15 protein-coding genes are annotated in these 15,601 nt (G+C 49.9%); 3 read left to right on the top strand and 12 right to left on the bottom strand.

Translation table 11 applies throughout. The annotated features are described in order from the left end of the window. Window positions 1–238: 238 nt before the first annotated feature. From A7K98_RS03180 to rpsU, 10 genes are all read right to left on the bottom strand, one after another. A complete protein-coding gene (locus A7K98_RS03180; protein WP_087487267.1) occupies window positions 239–1,000 on the bottom strand; it encodes a hypothetical protein in 762 nt (253 codons plus the stop codon). Between the two features lie 199 nt (window positions 1,001–1,199). Continuing rightward, a complete protein-coding gene (gene otnK / locus A7K98_RS03185; RefSeq protein ID WP_087487268.1) occupies window positions 1,200–2,471 on the bottom strand; it encodes a 3-oxo-tetronate kinase in 1,272 nt (423 codons plus the stop codon). Then, window positions 2,465–3,142 (bottom strand): aspartate/glutamate racemase family protein, encoded by a 678-nt coding sequence (locus A7K98_RS03190; protein ID WP_087487269.1) that lies wholly within the window; start codon window positions 3,140–3,142, stop codon window positions 2,465–2,467. The genes otnK and A7K98_RS03190 overlap by 7 nt, the downstream gene beginning before the upstream one ends. Window positions 3,143–3,164: 22 nt before the next feature. Further along, entirely contained in the window at window positions 3,165–3,863 is a 699-nt protein-coding gene (locus A7K98_RS03195) for a molybdate ABC transporter substrate-binding protein (protein WP_087487270.1), read from the bottom strand. A 51-nt stretch (window positions 3,864–3,914) separates the two neighbouring features. Further along, complete coding sequence (locus A7K98_RS03200) at window positions 3,915–4,829, bottom strand: AEC family transporter (protein WP_087487271.1); 915 nt, start codon at window positions 4,827–4,829, stop codon at window positions 3,915–3,917. 45 nt (window positions 4,830–4,874) lie between these two features. Further along, window positions 4,875–5,513, bottom strand: a complete 639-nt coding sequence (otnC, locus tag A7K98_RS03205) for a 3-oxo-tetronate 4-phosphate decarboxylase (protein WP_087487272.1) — start codon at window positions 5,511–5,513, stop codon at window positions 4,875–4,877. Then, the gene (locus tag A7K98_RS03210; RefSeq protein WP_087487273.1) at window positions 5,497–6,309 is read right to left on the bottom strand and encodes a DeoR/GlpR family DNA-binding transcription regulator; all 813 of its coding nucleotides are present in this window, start codon (window positions 6,307–6,309) and stop codon (window positions 5,497–5,499) included. The genes otnC and A7K98_RS03210 overlap by 17 nt, the downstream gene beginning before the upstream one ends. 355 nt (window positions 6,310–6,664) lie before the next feature. Then, window positions 6,665–8,509: an RNA polymerase sigma factor RpoD gene (gene rpoD, locus A7K98_RS03215; protein ID WP_087487274.1), complete on the bottom strand. Its 1,845-nt coding sequence runs from the start codon at window positions 8,507–8,509 to the stop codon at window positions 6,665–6,667. Between the two features lie 271 nt (window positions 8,510–8,780). Beyond that, complete coding sequence (gene dnaG / locus A7K98_RS03220) at window positions 8,781–10,526, bottom strand: DNA primase (RefSeq protein WP_087487275.1); 1,746 nt, start codon at window positions 10,524–10,526, stop codon at window positions 8,781–8,783. A gap of 116 nt (window positions 10,527–10,642) precedes the next feature. Continuing rightward, window positions 10,643–10,858 (bottom strand): 30S ribosomal protein S21, encoded by a 216-nt coding sequence (gene rpsU, locus A7K98_RS03225; RefSeq protein WP_001144069.1) that lies wholly within the window; start codon window positions 10,856–10,858, stop codon window positions 10,643–10,645. 281 nt (window positions 10,859–11,139) lie between these two features. On the opposite strand from rpsU, the gene tsaD reads away from it, so the two are divergent. Further along, window positions 11,140–12,159, top strand: a complete 1,020-nt coding sequence (gene tsaD, locus A7K98_RS03235) for a tRNA (adenosine(37)-N6)-threonylcarbamoyltransferase complex transferase subunit TsaD (RefSeq protein WP_087487276.1) — start codon at window positions 11,140–11,142, stop codon at window positions 12,157–12,159. Between the two features lie 27 nt (window positions 12,160–12,186). On the opposite strand, the gene plsY is transcribed toward tsaD, so the two are convergent. Beyond that, window positions 12,187–12,810: a glycerol-3-phosphate 1-O-acyltransferase PlsY gene (plsY, locus tag A7K98_RS03240; RefSeq protein ID WP_087490339.1), complete on the bottom strand. Its 624-nt coding sequence runs from the start codon at window positions 12,808–12,810 to the stop codon at window positions 12,187–12,189. Window positions 12,811–12,913: 103 nt separating this feature from the next. On the opposite strand from plsY, the gene folB reads away from it, so the two are divergent. Together folB and bacA are read left to right on the top strand one after the other, a co-directional pair. Then, on the top strand, window positions 12,914–13,273 hold the full coding sequence (folB, locus tag A7K98_RS03245) for a bifunctional dihydroneopterin aldolase/7,8-dihydroneopterin epimerase (protein ID WP_087487277.1): 360 nt from the start codon (window positions 12,914–12,916) through the stop codon (window positions 13,271–13,273). Between the two features lie 208 nt (window positions 13,274–13,481). Then, complete coding sequence (bacA, locus tag A7K98_RS03250; protein ID WP_087487278.1) at window positions 13,482–14,300, top strand: undecaprenyl-diphosphate phosphatase; 819 nt, start codon at window positions 13,482–13,484, stop codon at window positions 14,298–14,300. A 58-nt stretch (window positions 14,301–14,358) separates the two neighbouring features. On the opposite strand, the gene A7K98_RS03255 is transcribed toward bacA, so the two are convergent. Next, window positions 14,359–15,585, bottom strand: a complete 1,227-nt coding sequence (locus A7K98_RS03255; protein WP_087487279.1) for a multifunctional CCA addition/repair protein — start codon at window positions 15,583–15,585, stop codon at window positions 14,359–14,361. Between the last annotated feature and the right edge of the window lie 16 nt (window positions 15,586–15,601).

Genomic DNA, 15,601 nt, shown 5'->3' on the forward strand with positions numbered 1-15,601 from the left:
GTATCTCCGCGATATATTGTTGAACAATGACAATTCATTTATCGTGCCATGTTTTGTTATGCGCGAAAGCTAAGGAAATTTTTTGCCGGTAAAGACCTGCTGTGGCACTGAGAATGGTGCAAAATGGTGCAAAATGCACCACGGTTTGCACCATCAGGCAGGCAAATGCATGGTGGTTATCGAAATTTTAGCCGACTGGTCCGATCTCAGCGAGGTAGCCGGTGGGGTGATGACGGTATCAGCGCAGTGCTGCGACCTTTTGCAGCAACAATTCTCTGGCCTGATCCAGCTGTTGCGGATTGGTTTGTCGTGACAGGGTTTCCCGGGGCTTTTTACCCAGAAAATAATGAATTCGTTCGCTGTTAGCACCTGAAGGGTGGGGCAGACCTGCCAGTATCCGTGAAGGATCTATCTGCTGTTGCTCTGCCAGCCATTCCAGACCGGCGGTTACCACCGGTCCGAGTGGGACAAATACCGCCTGAGAAAGCTGCCGCGCTTCAGCGGCAAATCCGCGTTCGATGCTTTTTTTCAGCAACGGGGAACGGTGAAATGATGGGGTGTTATTGTAGTTTTTTCCGTTCACAAATATCGGCTGATTAAACAGCGAAGTAAAGTGTACTAACGCCATATCCTCAGCAAACAGTGAGCGGCAGGAGTGAATGCCCAGCCAGTCAGCCAGACCGATGGCATCCAGTAGCTGCGTCAGATTATTGCGAATTGCGCCGCTGAATGCTCCCTGCTGTTTAGCGAGGTACAGAGCCTGCTGATCACTGTCGCCATTTAGCAATGCCTGATGAGCTGCAGTGACGGCATCCAGCCATTGCTGATAGCCAGGCGTAATGCCAACCAACACAATGCGTGCCTCAGGATTGAGGTAATCGAACGGAATATAGTATTCACTGAGAGCTCCTTCCTGATGCAACAGAAATTCGGGTGGCAACTCACGGGCTGCAGGCTGGCTGAAACCGAGAATGGCCGGACGAAACTGACTAAACAGCATAAAAGAGAACCCCGGAGAGCTAAGTGGCTGATGCGGTGAAGGGTAACATGTGCAGCCCTCGTGGCAAATTACCGCTAATGCCGGGAACAGGGCAACCCTGCCGCGAGGCGGCAGGGGTACGAGTTATCAGTGACTGATAATCTGGCTGAGAAAGTCGCGGGCTCGCTGAGTTTTAGGGGCAGTGATTGCCGCCCTCGTGTTACTCACCCAGCAGTGTCAGAGCCCGGGAGAAAAAGTCCTCTTCACCGAAGTTACCGGATTTAAGCGCCAGTCCCAACGAGCCCTGATGATCGCTGGCCAGCAGAGCCGGTACGCCAGTGCTGAGTTCTGCACCAATCACTACCGAACGAATACCAAGCCCCGTCACAATCGCACCTGAGGTTTCACCCCCGCCGACCACCAGACGCCGCACTCCTGCGCCAGTCAGTAAGGGTGCCAGCCCGGCAAAAAACTGTTCAATGGCCTGAGAAACTTCTTCACGTCCGTACTTCTGTTGTAACTGTCGGACATGAGCTGCATCGCCGGAGGTGTAAATCAGCGGCAACTGCTGCTGGTGGTCAGCTACAAACTGAATCAGCTCATCATAGCCGGCCTCACCACGAATTATCTGTTCCACATCCAGCGGCAGAACAGCATAACGCTGGCGGTGGTATTCAATCTGTCGTAACGTCATCCGTGAGCAGCTGCCGACCAGAATGGCACCCTGGCCCTGAACGGAAAAGGATTCTGGTTTTTCGCCACGGGCTTCATCCCGGGAAATAAAGTTATGTGGCAGCCCCCGGGCAATCGCCGATGCACCGGTCAGTAGCGGGGCATCATGGCAGGCTTTGGCAATGGATAACAGGTCGTCATCACTGATGGCATCCACCAGAACCAGGCATTTTTGTTCTCCGGCCTGCTGCTGTAACAGGGTTCGTATTGTTTCGCTGCCTTGCTGTACCTGCTGCCAGTGGATAAAACCTTGCGGCAGAGTTGACTGGCTGGCCAGTACCCGCCGCAGGTCAGCATCGGTCATCGGGGTCAGCGGATGGTTTTCCATCCCTGATTCGTTCAGCAGCTGATCATTTACAAACAGATGCCCCTGATACAGAGTCCTTTTCATGGCAGGGAATGACGGGCAAACCACAACTCCCCGTGCGGCCAGCTTTTCTGCCAGTGCTTCGGCCACCGGACCAATATTCCCCTGGTCGGTAGAATCGAAGGTCGAACAGTATTTAAAAATAATCTGCCGGCATCCCTGTGCTAACAACCAGTCACAGGCCAGCAATGACTGCTCAATTGCCTGGTCTGCCGGCCAGGAACGGCTTTTCAGGGCAATGACTCCGGCGCCAATAGCTTTGTCTGCCGGAACATCAGGCACTCCCATGTACAGTGCGGTTTTCAGGCCACCTTCTTCCGGTAGCCCACCGGCCAGTGTGACACCAATATCACTGGCACCGGTGAAATCATCTGCTATCACACCTATTAACATGAGTCGCTCCCTGTATCCCGGGCCAGCCGGTGTTTCATTTTCAGAACAGCGGACTGTGGTGCCGCCAGTATGGGTAAAGTGCTGGCAGCCTGAACGGTTGCCAGTGCTCCGGACGTTGAAAAATGGGCCAGCATAATCGCCTGACAATCTGCCAGTTGAGGGGCGTACTCAGCGACCAGCTCATGATGGCGGCGGGCATCTCCGGCCCGTAAGGCCTCTATAGCACCGGGTACACAGATTGTTTTCAGAGTGGCCTTACTCTGCCGCTGGCTGGTCAGCGCATAGAATTCGCTTTCCATACTACCGACTGCCGGGGCAAAAGTGGCCAGCATCCCTATCCTGTCGCCGTATTCCAGTGCAGCTTCAAACATGGCTTCATTCGGTTTCAGTACCGGGATACTGAACATCTCCTCCATCTGCTCCAGTGGATCGCCAAAAGCGGAACAGGTGGCCAGAATGCCGTCAGCGCCCATATCACGCGCATAGTTACCAAAGCGGATAAAACGGTCTGCCAGGGCCGGTGTAAGCTGCGGCGATTTTGCCCGTTCCAGCGATAACCCTTCATCCAGTAAATGAATCGCTGTCGCTTCCGGCCATAAAGCCTGCATTGCCTCAGTGATCGGCTGCATTGCCACCGGGGTGGCATGTAACAGAACTATTGATTTCGTCACGGTGTTCTCCCGGTACAGGGGGTTAATTACGCAGTTCCAGACCAAATTTCTGATATTCATCCGCAGTGTTTGCCGCGGTGACAATATCGATCAGTTCTGCCGCCTGTTGTTTACGTTCTGAATTAGCAAACTGCGCAATGGAAAATGCAGTGATCTTCTGCAATTCATCCGGCAGGTAACCAATGATTTCGACTCCTGGGACAACCAGTAACTCGCTGATTTGCTGAATAGCCAGATCTGCTTCTCCGCTGATCAGTTTTTCTGCTGTGAAACCTTCCGGGATCGGGCTGGCTTTGGCATCAATTTCCTGCTCAATTCCCAGTTTCTTCAGGACAGTTTTGAAATGAATACCACTGGCTCCGCCGATGGAGTAACAGATGGAGCGTCCTTCACGCAAAGTTTTCACCAGCTGTTCTGTTGTAGAAACATCAACATGTGGTGCACCTTGTTTTACTGCAAACCCTATACGCGAAATCACCAGTGGTTTGCGGGTTGCCGGATCGACAATCCCTTGTGCTACCAGTTGATCCATTGCCGGGTCGGTGACAATAACCACATCACACTGCTGGCCGTTTTCGATGTTTTTCATCAGCACTGTTGTCGGGGTCCAGTGAATATCAATCTCTCCGGACTGACGACGATAACGCTCAAGCAATGCCGCATCAAAAGGTGAACGGACCACTAACGCACTGTGCAGTGATAAAGGGGCTGAATGGCTCATAGATAACTCCTGAATTAATCCTGTTGGGCCGCGGTACAGCGACCCGTTTGGCTACATGGCCAGCCAGATAGTGACAGGGACAGTAATCACCGCCAGTATAGTACTGACCATGATGGCAAAGGCGGCTTTTTCCGGGTGCACATCCAGCGCTGATGCCACGGCTGCAATGTTGGCAGGCAGGGGGTTACAGGCCAGCATCACCATCACCACATATTCATAAGTCTGAAGATGGAACTGGCGGAAAATAAGGATGATCACCAGAGCGTACAGACCCTGTTTCCAGATAATGGAATAGAAAGCGAATTTCCAGTCTGGTACCAGCTTGTCAAATCTTGCCAGTGACATCCCGATAATCATCATACCCAGGGTAGAGTAACCCCCCACAAAGCCGTCCACTCCACTTTTAATAAAGCCCGGCAGTTCGAAATGAAAATATTTCAAAATCAGAGCCAGGATCGCAGCATGCAGGGTAGGCATTTTGGCGACGCGGATCAGACTGGTTTTCACGGAATAGAGGCCACGGGCGGTAATATAGTAGGCCGCTGTAAATTCATAGATACTGGACGCGACTTTAGCAAACACGACAATACTGATGGCCGCAGCTCCATCCGGAGTGCCTCCCAGTAGCCCGATGGCCAGTGGCAGAACAAAATAGCCGACATTACCCTGTCCGCCGGCAGCACCAAACAGATTCGCGCGATTGTCTTTCCATAAAAAACGCCCGACAAATAGCGCCAGAAAAGCAGCAATACAGGATACGACGTAAAATACCACCGAGTACATGGCATATCCAACGCCTGCCGGAGAATTCAGTATTAATACAAAACAGACAATGGGTGAAAAAATATAAATTAATAAGTTGGCGATATCTTTGGAATTTATTTTGAATTTCCTGGATGCATACCAGCCTATCATTGACACAGCGATTAAATATGCCACGCGTGGCATAATTTCATAAGCGGTCATTTTATTTTTACCTGTGTATAGTGAGTAGGGTAATTTAAACAGTGGTTACCATTGGCATTTAAATGTTGTTTCCAAATCATTAATGGCCTGCTGAGAAAGCAGTTCTGCCTTTCGGCCAGTTTCTATCCATAGTTTTGCCGTTTCTTCTAATTCTTCCAGGATATAACTGGCCTGTGAAACACTGTTCCCCCAGACAACCGGCCCCAGGCGTTCCAGCATGACTCCTTTCACTTTGTCTGCCAGACCGGCAACTATTTCCGCCACCTCCGGCGCTCCTGGTCGCTGATATTCAATCAGCGGGATTCTGCCGACTTTCATTACCTGGTAAGGCGTGATAGGGGGCAGAATAGCATCAGGCGCCCAGACACCCAGTAAGGTCAGCAGGACCAGCGAGGTGGAATGCGTGTGCAGAACACTGCTGGCTGCCGGATTTTGTTTATAGATACCACGATGCAATAAAAGTGTTTTCGACGGTTTATTTCCGCTAATCCACTCGCCGGCCAGGCTGACTTTAGCAATATCATTCGGGTCAAGAGTCCCCAGGCAGGCATCGGTAGGGGTAATCAGCCAGCCATCATCCAGGCAGGCACTGATATTTCCTGAAGAACCGACAATATATCCTCTGTTATATAAGCTTGCTCCGGTAAGGCATATTTCTTCGCGTATTTTATTTTCGTCTTTCATAATAACTTCCTTCCTGAAATATATCGATAAACGTCACTTTTGGTGACGTTATCTCAAGCAAGCTCTGTTTACATTCGCCGGAGATAGAGTCGGTAATTATTTCATCCATCGTGGTTAACGGGCAGACGGTATAAAAACCGTACTTGCCATATTTGCTGCTGTCCGATACCAGAATATTTTTATTCGACACGGAAATGACGGTCTGTTTAACGACAGCTTTACCTTCATAAGGTGTCGAAATACCGTGGACTAAATCCCACGAGCTGGCACTCAGAAAAGCCAAATCAATATTCAGAGCCTTAATAAAATTAGCCGCACTTAGTCCGACACAGGACAAATTACGTTTATCCACCCGCCCACCGACATGATAAAGATCAATCGCCGGGTTAGACATCAGCAACTGGCTGATAGAAAAATCATTAGTCACCACTGTCAGATGAAAATTAGCCGGAATACAACAGGCGATTTCAAAAGTCGTGGTGCCCGCATCCAGATAGATAATGGTTCCTTCTGAGATACGCTGCATTGCCCGCTTACCCAGCTCTTTTTTCAGCTTGTGGTTCAGGTATGATTTTTCCTGATACGGTAGCTCCTGGTGCAGTAATTCACTCAGTCTGATTCCGCCATTGACCCGCTGGACTTTACCTTCCCGTTCAAGAATCTGTACATCACGACGGATAGTCATATGTGACACATTCATCAGAGAGGCCAGGGCATCGTAAAGCGCAATCTGGTTTTCATGCACATAGCGATAGATAAAGTCCCGACGTTCGTTAGCCGTTAATGCAATCGCCATCTGTCACCACTCTTATAACTGTCTTTCTCTGTGTTAATAACAGTAGTTTACGGTGAACAATTTCACATTAAAAGTTGCGTAATCACAGATTTTACATAGGGTTAAATTAATCTTATTTTAGTTAAGTTATTAATATTTATATATTATATAAATAATGAAAGTGATTTTATTTTTCACATTATCATGTGAAATATCAGCAGGACAGAAAAAGGGTAAAAATATCCGCCGGTTTTATCGCTTAGCAAGCGGGCGACAGTGACTGATAAACCAGGGAATATGGGCAAAAAAAAACCTCATCAGAATGATGAGGTTTTCGCTAAGCAAGTGATGCCGGGATTATCCGGCAGACTGCCGGTTAGTCATCCAGGAAGCTACGCAGAACTTCCGAGCGGCTTGGGTGACGTAATTTACGCAGTGCTTTGGCTTCAATCTGACGAATACGCTCACGGGTTACGTCGAACTGTTTACCCACTTCTTCCAGCGTATGATCAGTGTTCATATCGATACCAAAACGCATCCGCAGAACTTTTGCTTCACGGGCAGTCAGGCCAGCCAGTACGTCATGTGTAGCAGAACGCAGGCTTTCTGACGTTGCTGAATCCAGCGGCAATTCCAGCGTGGTGTCTTCGATAAAATCACCCAGATGCGAATCTTCGTCATCGCCAATCGGTGTTTCCATCGAAATAGGCTCTTTCGCGATTTTCAGCACTTTACGGATTTTATCTTCAGGCATCAGCATCCGTTCTGCCAGTTCTTCCGGCGAAGGCTCACGACCCATTTCCTGCAACATCTGACGTGAAATACGGTTCAGTTTGTTGATGGTTTCGATCATGTGCACCGGGATACGAATGGTTCTGGCCTGGTCTGCAATTGAACGGGTAATTGCCTGACGAATCCACCATGTAGCATAGGTTGAGAACTTGTAACCGCGACGGTATTCAAATTTATCAACTGCTTTCATCAGACCGATGTTACCTTCCTGAATCAGATCCAGGAACTGCAGGCCACGGTTGGTGTATTTTTTAGCAATTGAAATCACCAGACGCAGGTTAGCTTCTACCATCTCTTTTTTCGCACGGCGGGCTTTCGCTTCACCGATAGACATACGACGGTTGATGTCCTTCACCTGTTCGATGGTCAGACCGGTTTCTTCCTCAACCTGAGCCAGTTTGTTCAGGCCGCGTTCAACATCATCTTCAACTTCCAGCAGCTTTTCAGACCACGGCTTTTTCATTGCCAGGGCAGCTTTAAACCAGGTGCCGTTAGTTTCGTTACCAGTGAACAGTGTGATGAAGTTTTTCTTCGGCATCTTGCACACTTCAACACACAGTTTCATGATGGCGCGTTCCTGAGCACGGACGCGATCCATCATCTGGCGCATGTTGTTCACCAGGTAATCAAACTGCTTAGGTACTAAACGGAACTGCTTAAAGACTTCAGACAGATTCTGAATTTCGGCAATGGCATCAGCATGGCTGCGGCTTTTGCTTTTGATGACGGTACGGGTGACTTCGTACTGAGCACGTAATTCACTGAATTTCTCACGAGCCAGCTCAGGATCGATAGAGTTATCATCTTCTGAGTTGTCATCTTCACTATCTTCATCTTCGTCGTCATCATCGTTACGGTCTTCTTCCGATAACTCTGACCCGATATTGGTTGCCGTTGGTGCCAGATCTTCTTCAGCATTTGGATCGACAAAACCAGTAATGATATCGGAAAGCCGTGCTTCTCCGGCTTCGACTCTGTCGTATTGTTCCAGCAGATAAGTGATTGCTTCCGGATATTCCGCGACTGAGCATTGAACCTGGTTAATACCATCTTCAATACGTTTGGCAATATCAATTTCGCCTTCGCGGGTGAGCAGTTCTACAGTACCCATTTCGCGCATATACATGCGTACAGGGTCAGTGGTCCGGCCAATTTCAGACTCAACGCTGGAAAGTACCTGCGCGGCCGCTTCTGCTGCATCTTCATCAGTATCGGAACTGTTTTCATTCAGCATCAGATCATCGGCATCAGGGGCTTCTTCAACCACCTGAATACCCATGTCGTTGATCATCTGAATAATGTCTTCAATCTGATCGGAGTCGACAATATCTTCCGGCAGATGGTCATTGACCTCAGCATAGGTCAGATAGCCTTGCTCCTTACCACGGGTGACAAGTAGCTTCAGCTGTGACTGCGGGTTTTGCTCCATAAGACGGTATCCACACTTCTGTTAATGAGATCGGTGTTTGCCGGGGTAAGCCGACAAATAACAGTTAAAGGCGTTTAATTGGCTGCGGCCTTCATCGCAGCAATGGGCATCTGCCCTGAGTAATCGGCAATTAAGCCGCGAGTAATCTTTTTGTCATCATTCAGGCTTCAGTATAGAAGAAGCCTGACAACTCTGTAGAAACCGGTGGTTTTTACAGCAGAATTTACATTCAGTTGCAGGTTAGCGTGTTAACAGCTGGTTAACCAACACTCTATTTTTTTGCCAGTGCCGTCAGTAACGATTGTAGTTCACGTCGCTCGTCACTGTTCAGGCCCTGCGTGCGATCGCGGGCTATCAGCCATTCCAGTCGCTGTTCCAGTGCTGTGTTATAAATGCTGGTCAGTGAGTCATTAAACACAGCCTCAACTTCATCATCTACTATCATGTGGTTCCACACAGCCAGAGTTTCAAGGGACTGCGCAGTTTTAGTATCACGATAGCTTTCCAGCAACTGGCCTGTGGTTAATCCGGGTTGCTCATTGCAGCGTTGTATCAGCTCAGCAAACAATGGCAGACCAGCAATGCCGGTCTCTTTTAACCCCTCCAGCGACGGTACTTTCGCCGCCAGTGCCGGATTCTGTAACAGCAACGCCACCAGAATTCGCATGGTGGTTTTTTTCATCACCGGAGTGACGTTCACCGGTTTGTTTTCTGCCCGCGCTGGCAACAGTTTCTCCAACTGGTTGTCGTCCAGAATACCCAGTTTACTGCCCAGCACCTGACGCAGATAAATCCGCAGCGTTTCCCCCGGGATCTGACTAATCAGCGGCAGTGCCAGGGTGCTTAAACGCGCTTTTCCGTCGCGGGTACTCAGGTCAACCTGAGGGAGTAAATTGTCGAACAGGAAGTCTGACAACGGAACAGCCTGTTCCATTCGTTGTTCAAACGCCTGTTTGCCTTCTTTACGCACCAGCGTATCCGGGTCTTCACCGTCCGGCAGAAACATAAAACGCAACTGACGACCGTCTGTAATGTAGGGCAGGGCGGTTTCCAGAGCGCGCCATGCGGCATCTCGTCCCGCCCGGTCACCGTCATAACAGCAGATCACGGTATCGGTATTTCTGAACAGCAGCTGTATATGTTCACTGGTGGTTGAAGTCCCCAGAGATGCAACTGCATAATCAATGCCAAACTGCGCCAGTGCCACCACATCCATATAGCCTTCAACCACTAACAGTCTGGCAGGCTGGCTATGGATCTGTGTGACTTCATAAAGCCCGTACAACTGTCGGCCTTTATGAAAAATTGAGGTCTCAGGTGAGTTAAGGTATTTGGGCGTATCATTGCCCAGAACCCGACCACCAAAACCAATCACTCTGCCGCGTTTATCGCGGATGGGGAACATAACCCGGTCACGAAAACGGTCATAACTGCGACCATTATCATTGGTGACCAGCATCCCGGCTTCTGTCAGTGAGTGTTTATCTTCCTGATGTTTGCCAAAACGCTTTAATGCGTTGTCCCAACCCGGAGGGGCAAACCCCATCGCAAAGTGTTCAATCACCTGCTGGCTGAGTCCGCGACTTTGCAGATAGCGCCGTGCAGGCTCTGCCTGAGGTTGTGATAAAGAGGACTGGTAAAACTGATTCAGACCGTCCATCAGCTGATAAAGACTTTGTCGCTGATGTCGCTCCATTGGGGTGTCACCGCTACCGCTTTCGTAGGGAACTTCCAGTCCGTTCATGGTGGCCAGTTCTTCGATGGTTTCGACAAATTCCAGACGGTCGAAATTCATCAGAAAATCAATAGCGTTACCATGAGCACCACAGCCAAAGCAGTGGTAAAACTGTTTGTCACCGTTGACAGTAAAGGACGGGGTTTTTTCGTTATGGAAAGGGCAACAGGCGTGATAATTCTTGCCTTGCTTTTTCAGCTTCACGCGGGCATCAATAAGATCCACGATGTCTGTGCGGGCAAGCAAGTCATTGATAAATATACGCGGTATTTTCCCAGCCATAGACTCCGGTTCTTTAACTCATAAACGACAACAAGCCGCGCTTCCTTTCGGAAAGCACGGCCTTTCACTTTACTCAGTCTGCGTGTAACACGCATGGGAGCGAACTCCCGGACAAATTAGTACAGACGAGTGCGGCGTGCGTTTTCGCGAGCCAGTTTCTTGGCATGACGCTTAACAGCAGACGCTTTAGCGCGCTTACGTTCGGTCGTTGGTTTTTCATAAAACTCACGACGACGGACTTCAGCCAGAACGCCTGCTTTTTCACAGGAACGCTTGAAGCGACGCAGTGCTACGTCGAAAGGCTCGTTTTCACGTACTTTAATTACCGGCATGTAACTCTCACCTCGATAAATTCGATTTGTGCAGCTGGCTGCAGCGCCAGCTTATTTCAAAATGGTGCAGTATTTTACTCCAGCGGCAGCTGGCTTGTAAAGCACCATGAACAATTTCAAACCAACAAAGCGCTTTGCAGCACTGTGGTTGCCGGTTTTTTCAGACCGCGGAGTATAGCCTATTCTTTGGCCGGTAAAAAATCTTTTTAATGAAATAGTGCAGCGTAGGCCAGAATTGTTAGCTGTGGTACACTCCTGCGGCGAAATCAGAGGTGAGTGTGATGCGAGTTTTGGGTATTGAAACGTCTTGCGATGAAACCGGAATTGCAATTTATGACGATGAATCCGGTCTGTTGGCTAATCAGCTTTATAGCCAGGTGAGTTTACACGCCGATTATGGCGGTGTGGTGCCGGAACTGGCATCGCGCGACCATGTCCGTAAAACCGTACCGCTCATTCAGGCGGCGATGGCAGAAGCCGGGCTGACGGCTGCAGATATTGATGCCGTGGCCTACACTGCCGGTCCCGGACTGGTTGGGGCATTAATGGTCGGAGCCACTGTTGGTCGCTCTCTGGCGTTTGCCTGGCAGGTGCCGGCTATCCCCGTTCATCATATGGAAGGCCATCTGCTGGCTCCTATGCTGGAAGATAACCCGCCGGAATTTCCGTTTGTTGCTCTGCTGGTTTCAGGGGGCCATACCCAGCTTATCAGTGTCACCGGCATTGGCGAATATGAGCTACTCGGTGAGTCGATTGATGATGCTGCCGGTGAAGCTTTTGATAAAACAGCTAAATTACTGGGGCTGGATTATCCAGGTGGACCGCTGCTTTCGAAAATGGCTGCAGAGGGCACTGCCGGTCGTTTTACCTTTCCACGCCCAATGACTGACAGGCCAGGCCTGGACTTCAGCTTCTCCGGCCTGAAAACCTTTGCCGCGAATACCATCCGCAACCATGACGATGATGCTCAGACCAAAGCAGATATTGCGAGGGCATTTGAAGATGCAGTGGTAGATACCCTGATGATTAAATGTAAGCGCGCACTTCAGCAGACAGGCTTTAAAAAGCTGGTGATTGCCGGAGGAGTGAGTGCTAACAAAACATTGCGTGAACGCATGGCAGAGATGATGCAACAGCGCGGTGGAGAAGTATTTTATGCCAGACCTGCATTCTGTACCGACAACGGTGCCATGATAGCTTATGCCGGAATGGTGCGCCTGAAAGGGGGAACCCACAGCGATCTGGGGATTACGGTACGGCCACGTTGGCCATTAGCGGAGCTGCCGCCGTTAACACCTTAATCTGAGAAATTTCAGCGGGTCAGAGAACTACTGTTCTCCGCTTTCTGAAGGGCGCTTTTTAGTTTTGCGTTTCCACAGGCGGGGTTCCATACCCCGCCATAAACGCTGAATATTGTCGTGGTGGCGAAGCAGAATCAGGCAGGAAAGCATAGAAACCGGAAAGGTAAACTGCGGTTTAAACCACCAGACATAGAATGGTGCGATTAATGCGCTGATAATCGCTCCCAGCGACGAGTAACCGCTGAGCAGCACCGTCAGAATCCACGTCCCCATCATCAGCCCTGTCAAATCCCAGCCAATCGGGGCAATTGATCCCAGTGCAGTCGCTACGCCTTTACCGCCACGAAAACCAAAAAATACCGGATAGATATGACCGAGGCAGGCCGCAATTGCCGTCAGACCCAGGAAGAACGGGGAGACGTGTAACTCCCACGCCAGCCAGACCGGCAGCATGCCTTTTATGACATCAAATAACAGCACCGCAACTGCAGCCAGTTTGCCGCCCACCCGCAAAATATTGGTCGCGCCAGGATTACCGGAACCCTGAGTACGGGGATCGGGATATCCGCAGAATTTGCACAACAGAATTGCTCCGGAAACGGAACCGCAAAGATACGCAAAAAGGATCATACCTGCAGCGATTACTGTCATAATACTTCCCATACCTGTCCGTTGTTTTGGTTGCTGTCTGGATAATACGCATAAAGCAGCGGAAGTGGTATCTGATAACCGTAAAAACACAGAGAGTATCACGATGGATCTTGTCTTTATTGAACAGCTGACAGTATTTACCACCATTGGCGCGTATGACTGGGAACAGACTATTCAGCAAAAATTATTACTGGATATTGAAATGGCCTGGGATAACCGCAAAGCGGCGAAAAGTGATGATGTGGCTGATTGTCTAAGCTATGCAGATGTCTCTGAAGCGGTATTACAGCATTTACAGGGGCAGCGTTTTGCTCTGGTCGAGCGGGTAGCCGAAGAAGTAGCAGAATTACTGATGCAACGTTTTGGCTTACCCGGGGTGCGGATTAAGGTGAGCAAACCTGGCGCAGTTGCGCAGGCAACCCAGGTCGGAGTCCGTATCGAGAGAGGAATTATTCCTAAATAATCCGTAACATATATTAATTAATTGCCATCAAACTGAAACCCAATCAGAGTATTGAGTGTCATATACCGCAGAAGCCTTTGTCTTAAGCAGGGTTTCCGTGGTTCTGACACTGTTCAGAGTAACTTCACATAGCTGTTTATTTAAAGCCGTCAGCAAAGATGGCTGTCAGGTGTTGTGTTGATTGGGATGGATTGAAGAGGATTTTTTGATGGCAGACTTGCACCACCTGTTTATTGCAGCCATTTTGGGCATTGTTGAAGGGTTAACGGAGTTCTTACCCGTTTCATCTACCGGCCACATGATTATCGTTGGCCATTTACTGGGGTTTGAGGATCAAACTGCAGAAACTTTCGAAGTTGTCATTCAACTGGGATCTATCCTTGCAGTGGTGGTGATGTTCTGGCGCAGGCTGTTTGGCCTGATAGGCATTCATTTCGGGAAAGTCCCGCATGAAGGTACAGGGCAGGGACATCTGACACTGATCCATATTATTCTGGGGATGATTCCGGCCGTGGTGCTGGGGCTTATTCTGCATGATCGCATCAAGACACTGTTTACTCCGATCAATGTGATGTATGCACTGGTCGCGGGAGGCATTTTGTTGTTGCTGGCAGAGTTCTTTAAACCTAAACAGCCAAAATCGGTGGGTCTGGATGATATCAGCTACCGTCAGGCGTTTATGATTGGTTGCTTCCAGTGTCTGGCGCTATGGCCGGGGTTCTCTCGCTCCGGTGCGACTATCTCCGGCGGGATGCTGATGGGCGTTAGCCGTTATGCAGCTTCTGAGTACTCTTTCCTGCTGGCAGTTCCGATGATGATTGGTGCGACAGCTCTGGATTTATATAAGAGCCTCAACTTCCTGACCGCCAGCGATATTCCGATGTTTGCTGTCGGTTTTATCATGGCGTTTATTGTGGCACTGATTGCGATTAAAACGTTCCTGGAACTAATTAAGCGGATTTCGTTTATCCCGTTCGCTATCTATCGCTTTATCCTGGCGGTAGTGGTGTACATGATCTTTGCCTGAGTGTTTGTACACTAAAAATATGGCCGGTATTCGTTACCGGCCTTTTTTTATGCTTTTTTCAGGCGGGTTGTGGGTGGGTCGTCTGAAGTGCGGCAATCCGGCGACGGGTCAGTTCAGTACGGATATGCGGCCCACTGAATCCGTCACGAATAACCTCAGAGACAGGAACCGCTGCAGCAGTCTGGTACAACCCCAGGGTAAAGGCAGCCTGGGGATAGGGCTGTTCTGTTAATCCCTCACGGCCACGGGCATCAGCTTCACTGGCAATAGTGAGTTGTGTAAGACGTTCCGGCCTGCGCCAGACATCAATACTGTCAAACAGATGGATCACTTTCTCCGGCGGCTGACGCTGGATAGTGTGGATGACATCATGAAATTCGGTAATCACCAGGGCAAGTTCACGCACATGATTCGGGACTTTTAGTCGCTGGCACAGTGCGTTGACCAGTGGCAGCCCCGCAGCACCATGCCCGGGATGAGAAGGCCAGACTTCTTTCGGGGTCATGGCCTTACCGGCATCATGGAACAGAGCGGCAAAACGAATTGCAGTGTCTTCGGTCAACCGTGCAGCCATCGACAGTGTCATCAGACTATGAATGCCGGTATCAATTTCCGGATGCCATTTGGCCGGGGCTGGCACGCCAAACAGGTCATCCAGTTCGGGAAACAGTATCTTCAGTGCATTACATTCCCGCAGTACCTGAAAGAAGAACTCAGGGTGGTCCGTCGCTAACGCTTTTTCGGTCTCCTTCCATACTCGTTCGGCGGTCAGATGCTGTAATTCACCACTTGCGGACAATTGTTTCATCAATTCCAGCGTGGGTTCAGCGACCCGAAATCCCAGTCCGGAAAAGCGGGCCGCAAACCGGGCTACCCGTAAAACGCGTAACGGGTCCTCGACAAAGGCCGGAGAGACATGGCGTAACAGACGCAGCTTTAGATCCTGCTGTCCCTGCCAGGGGTCAATAATTTCACCGTCACTGTCCTGCGCAATCGCATTGATAGTCAGATCGCGGCGTTGTAAATCTTCGGGAAGGGTTACATCAGGGGAAAAGCGAGTCGTAAATCCGGTATAACCATGCCCGGCTTTACGTTCAGTACGCGCCAGAGCATATTCTTCGTGGCTGGTAGGGTGCAAAAACACTGGGAAATCACGTCCGGCCTGTTGATATCCAAGGCTAAGTAGTTCTTCCGGGGTCGCACCTACTACGACCCAGTCCCGGTCTTTTACCGGTAAATTAAGCAATGCATCACGGACGGCACCACCGACCAGATAAGTTTTCACACCACAACTCCTGTGT

Source organism: Tatumella citrea, from assembly GCF_002163585.1.
Classification (GTDB): domain Bacteria; phylum Pseudomonadota; class Gammaproteobacteria; order Enterobacterales; family Enterobacteriaceae; genus Tatumella; species Tatumella citrea.

Coding starts and splice junctions, on each gene's coding strand:
- A7K98_RS03180 (WP_087487267.1), bottom strand. CDS start 1,000: ATGCTGTTTAGTCAGTTTCGTCCGGCCATTCTCGGTTTCAGCCAGCCT.
- otnK (WP_087487268.1), bottom strand. CDS start 2,471: ATGTTAATAGGTGTGATAGCAGATGATTTCACCGGTGCCAGTGATATT.
- A7K98_RS03195 (WP_087487270.1), bottom strand. CDS start 3,863: ATGAGCCATTCAGCCCCTTTATCACTGCACAGTGCGTTAGTGGTCCGT.
- A7K98_RS03200 (WP_087487271.1), bottom strand. CDS start 4,829: ATGACCGCTTATGAAATTATGCCACGCGTGGCATATTTAATCGCTGTG.
- otnC (WP_087487272.1), bottom strand. CDS start 5,513: ATGAAAGACGAAAATAAAATACGCGAAGAAATATGCCTTACCGGAGCA.
- A7K98_RS03210 (WP_087487273.1), bottom strand. CDS start 6,309: ATGGCGATTGCATTAACGGCTAACGAACGTCGGGACTTTATCTATCGC.
- rpoD (WP_087487274.1), bottom strand. CDS start 8,509: ATGGAGCAAAACCCGCAGTCACAGCTGAAGCTACTTGTCACCCGTGGT.
- dnaG (WP_087487275.1), bottom strand. CDS start 10,526: ATGGCTGGGAAAATACCGCGTATATTTATCAATGACTTGCTTGCCCGC.
- rpsU (WP_001144069.1), bottom strand. CDS start 10,858: ATGCCGGTAATTAAAGTACGTGAAAACGAGCCTTTCGACGTAGCACTG.
- tsaD (WP_087487276.1), top strand. CDS start 11,140: ATGCGAGTTTTGGGTATTGAAACGTCTTGCGATGAAACCGGAATTGCA.
- plsY (WP_087490339.1), bottom strand. CDS start 12,810: ATGACAGTAATCGCTGCAGGTATGATCCTTTTTGCGTATCTTTGCGGT.
- folB (WP_087487277.1), top strand. CDS start 12,914: ATGGATCTTGTCTTTATTGAACAGCTGACAGTATTTACCACCATTGGC.
- bacA (WP_087487278.1), top strand. CDS start 13,482: ATGGCAGACTTGCACCACCTGTTTATTGCAGCCATTTTGGGCATTGTT.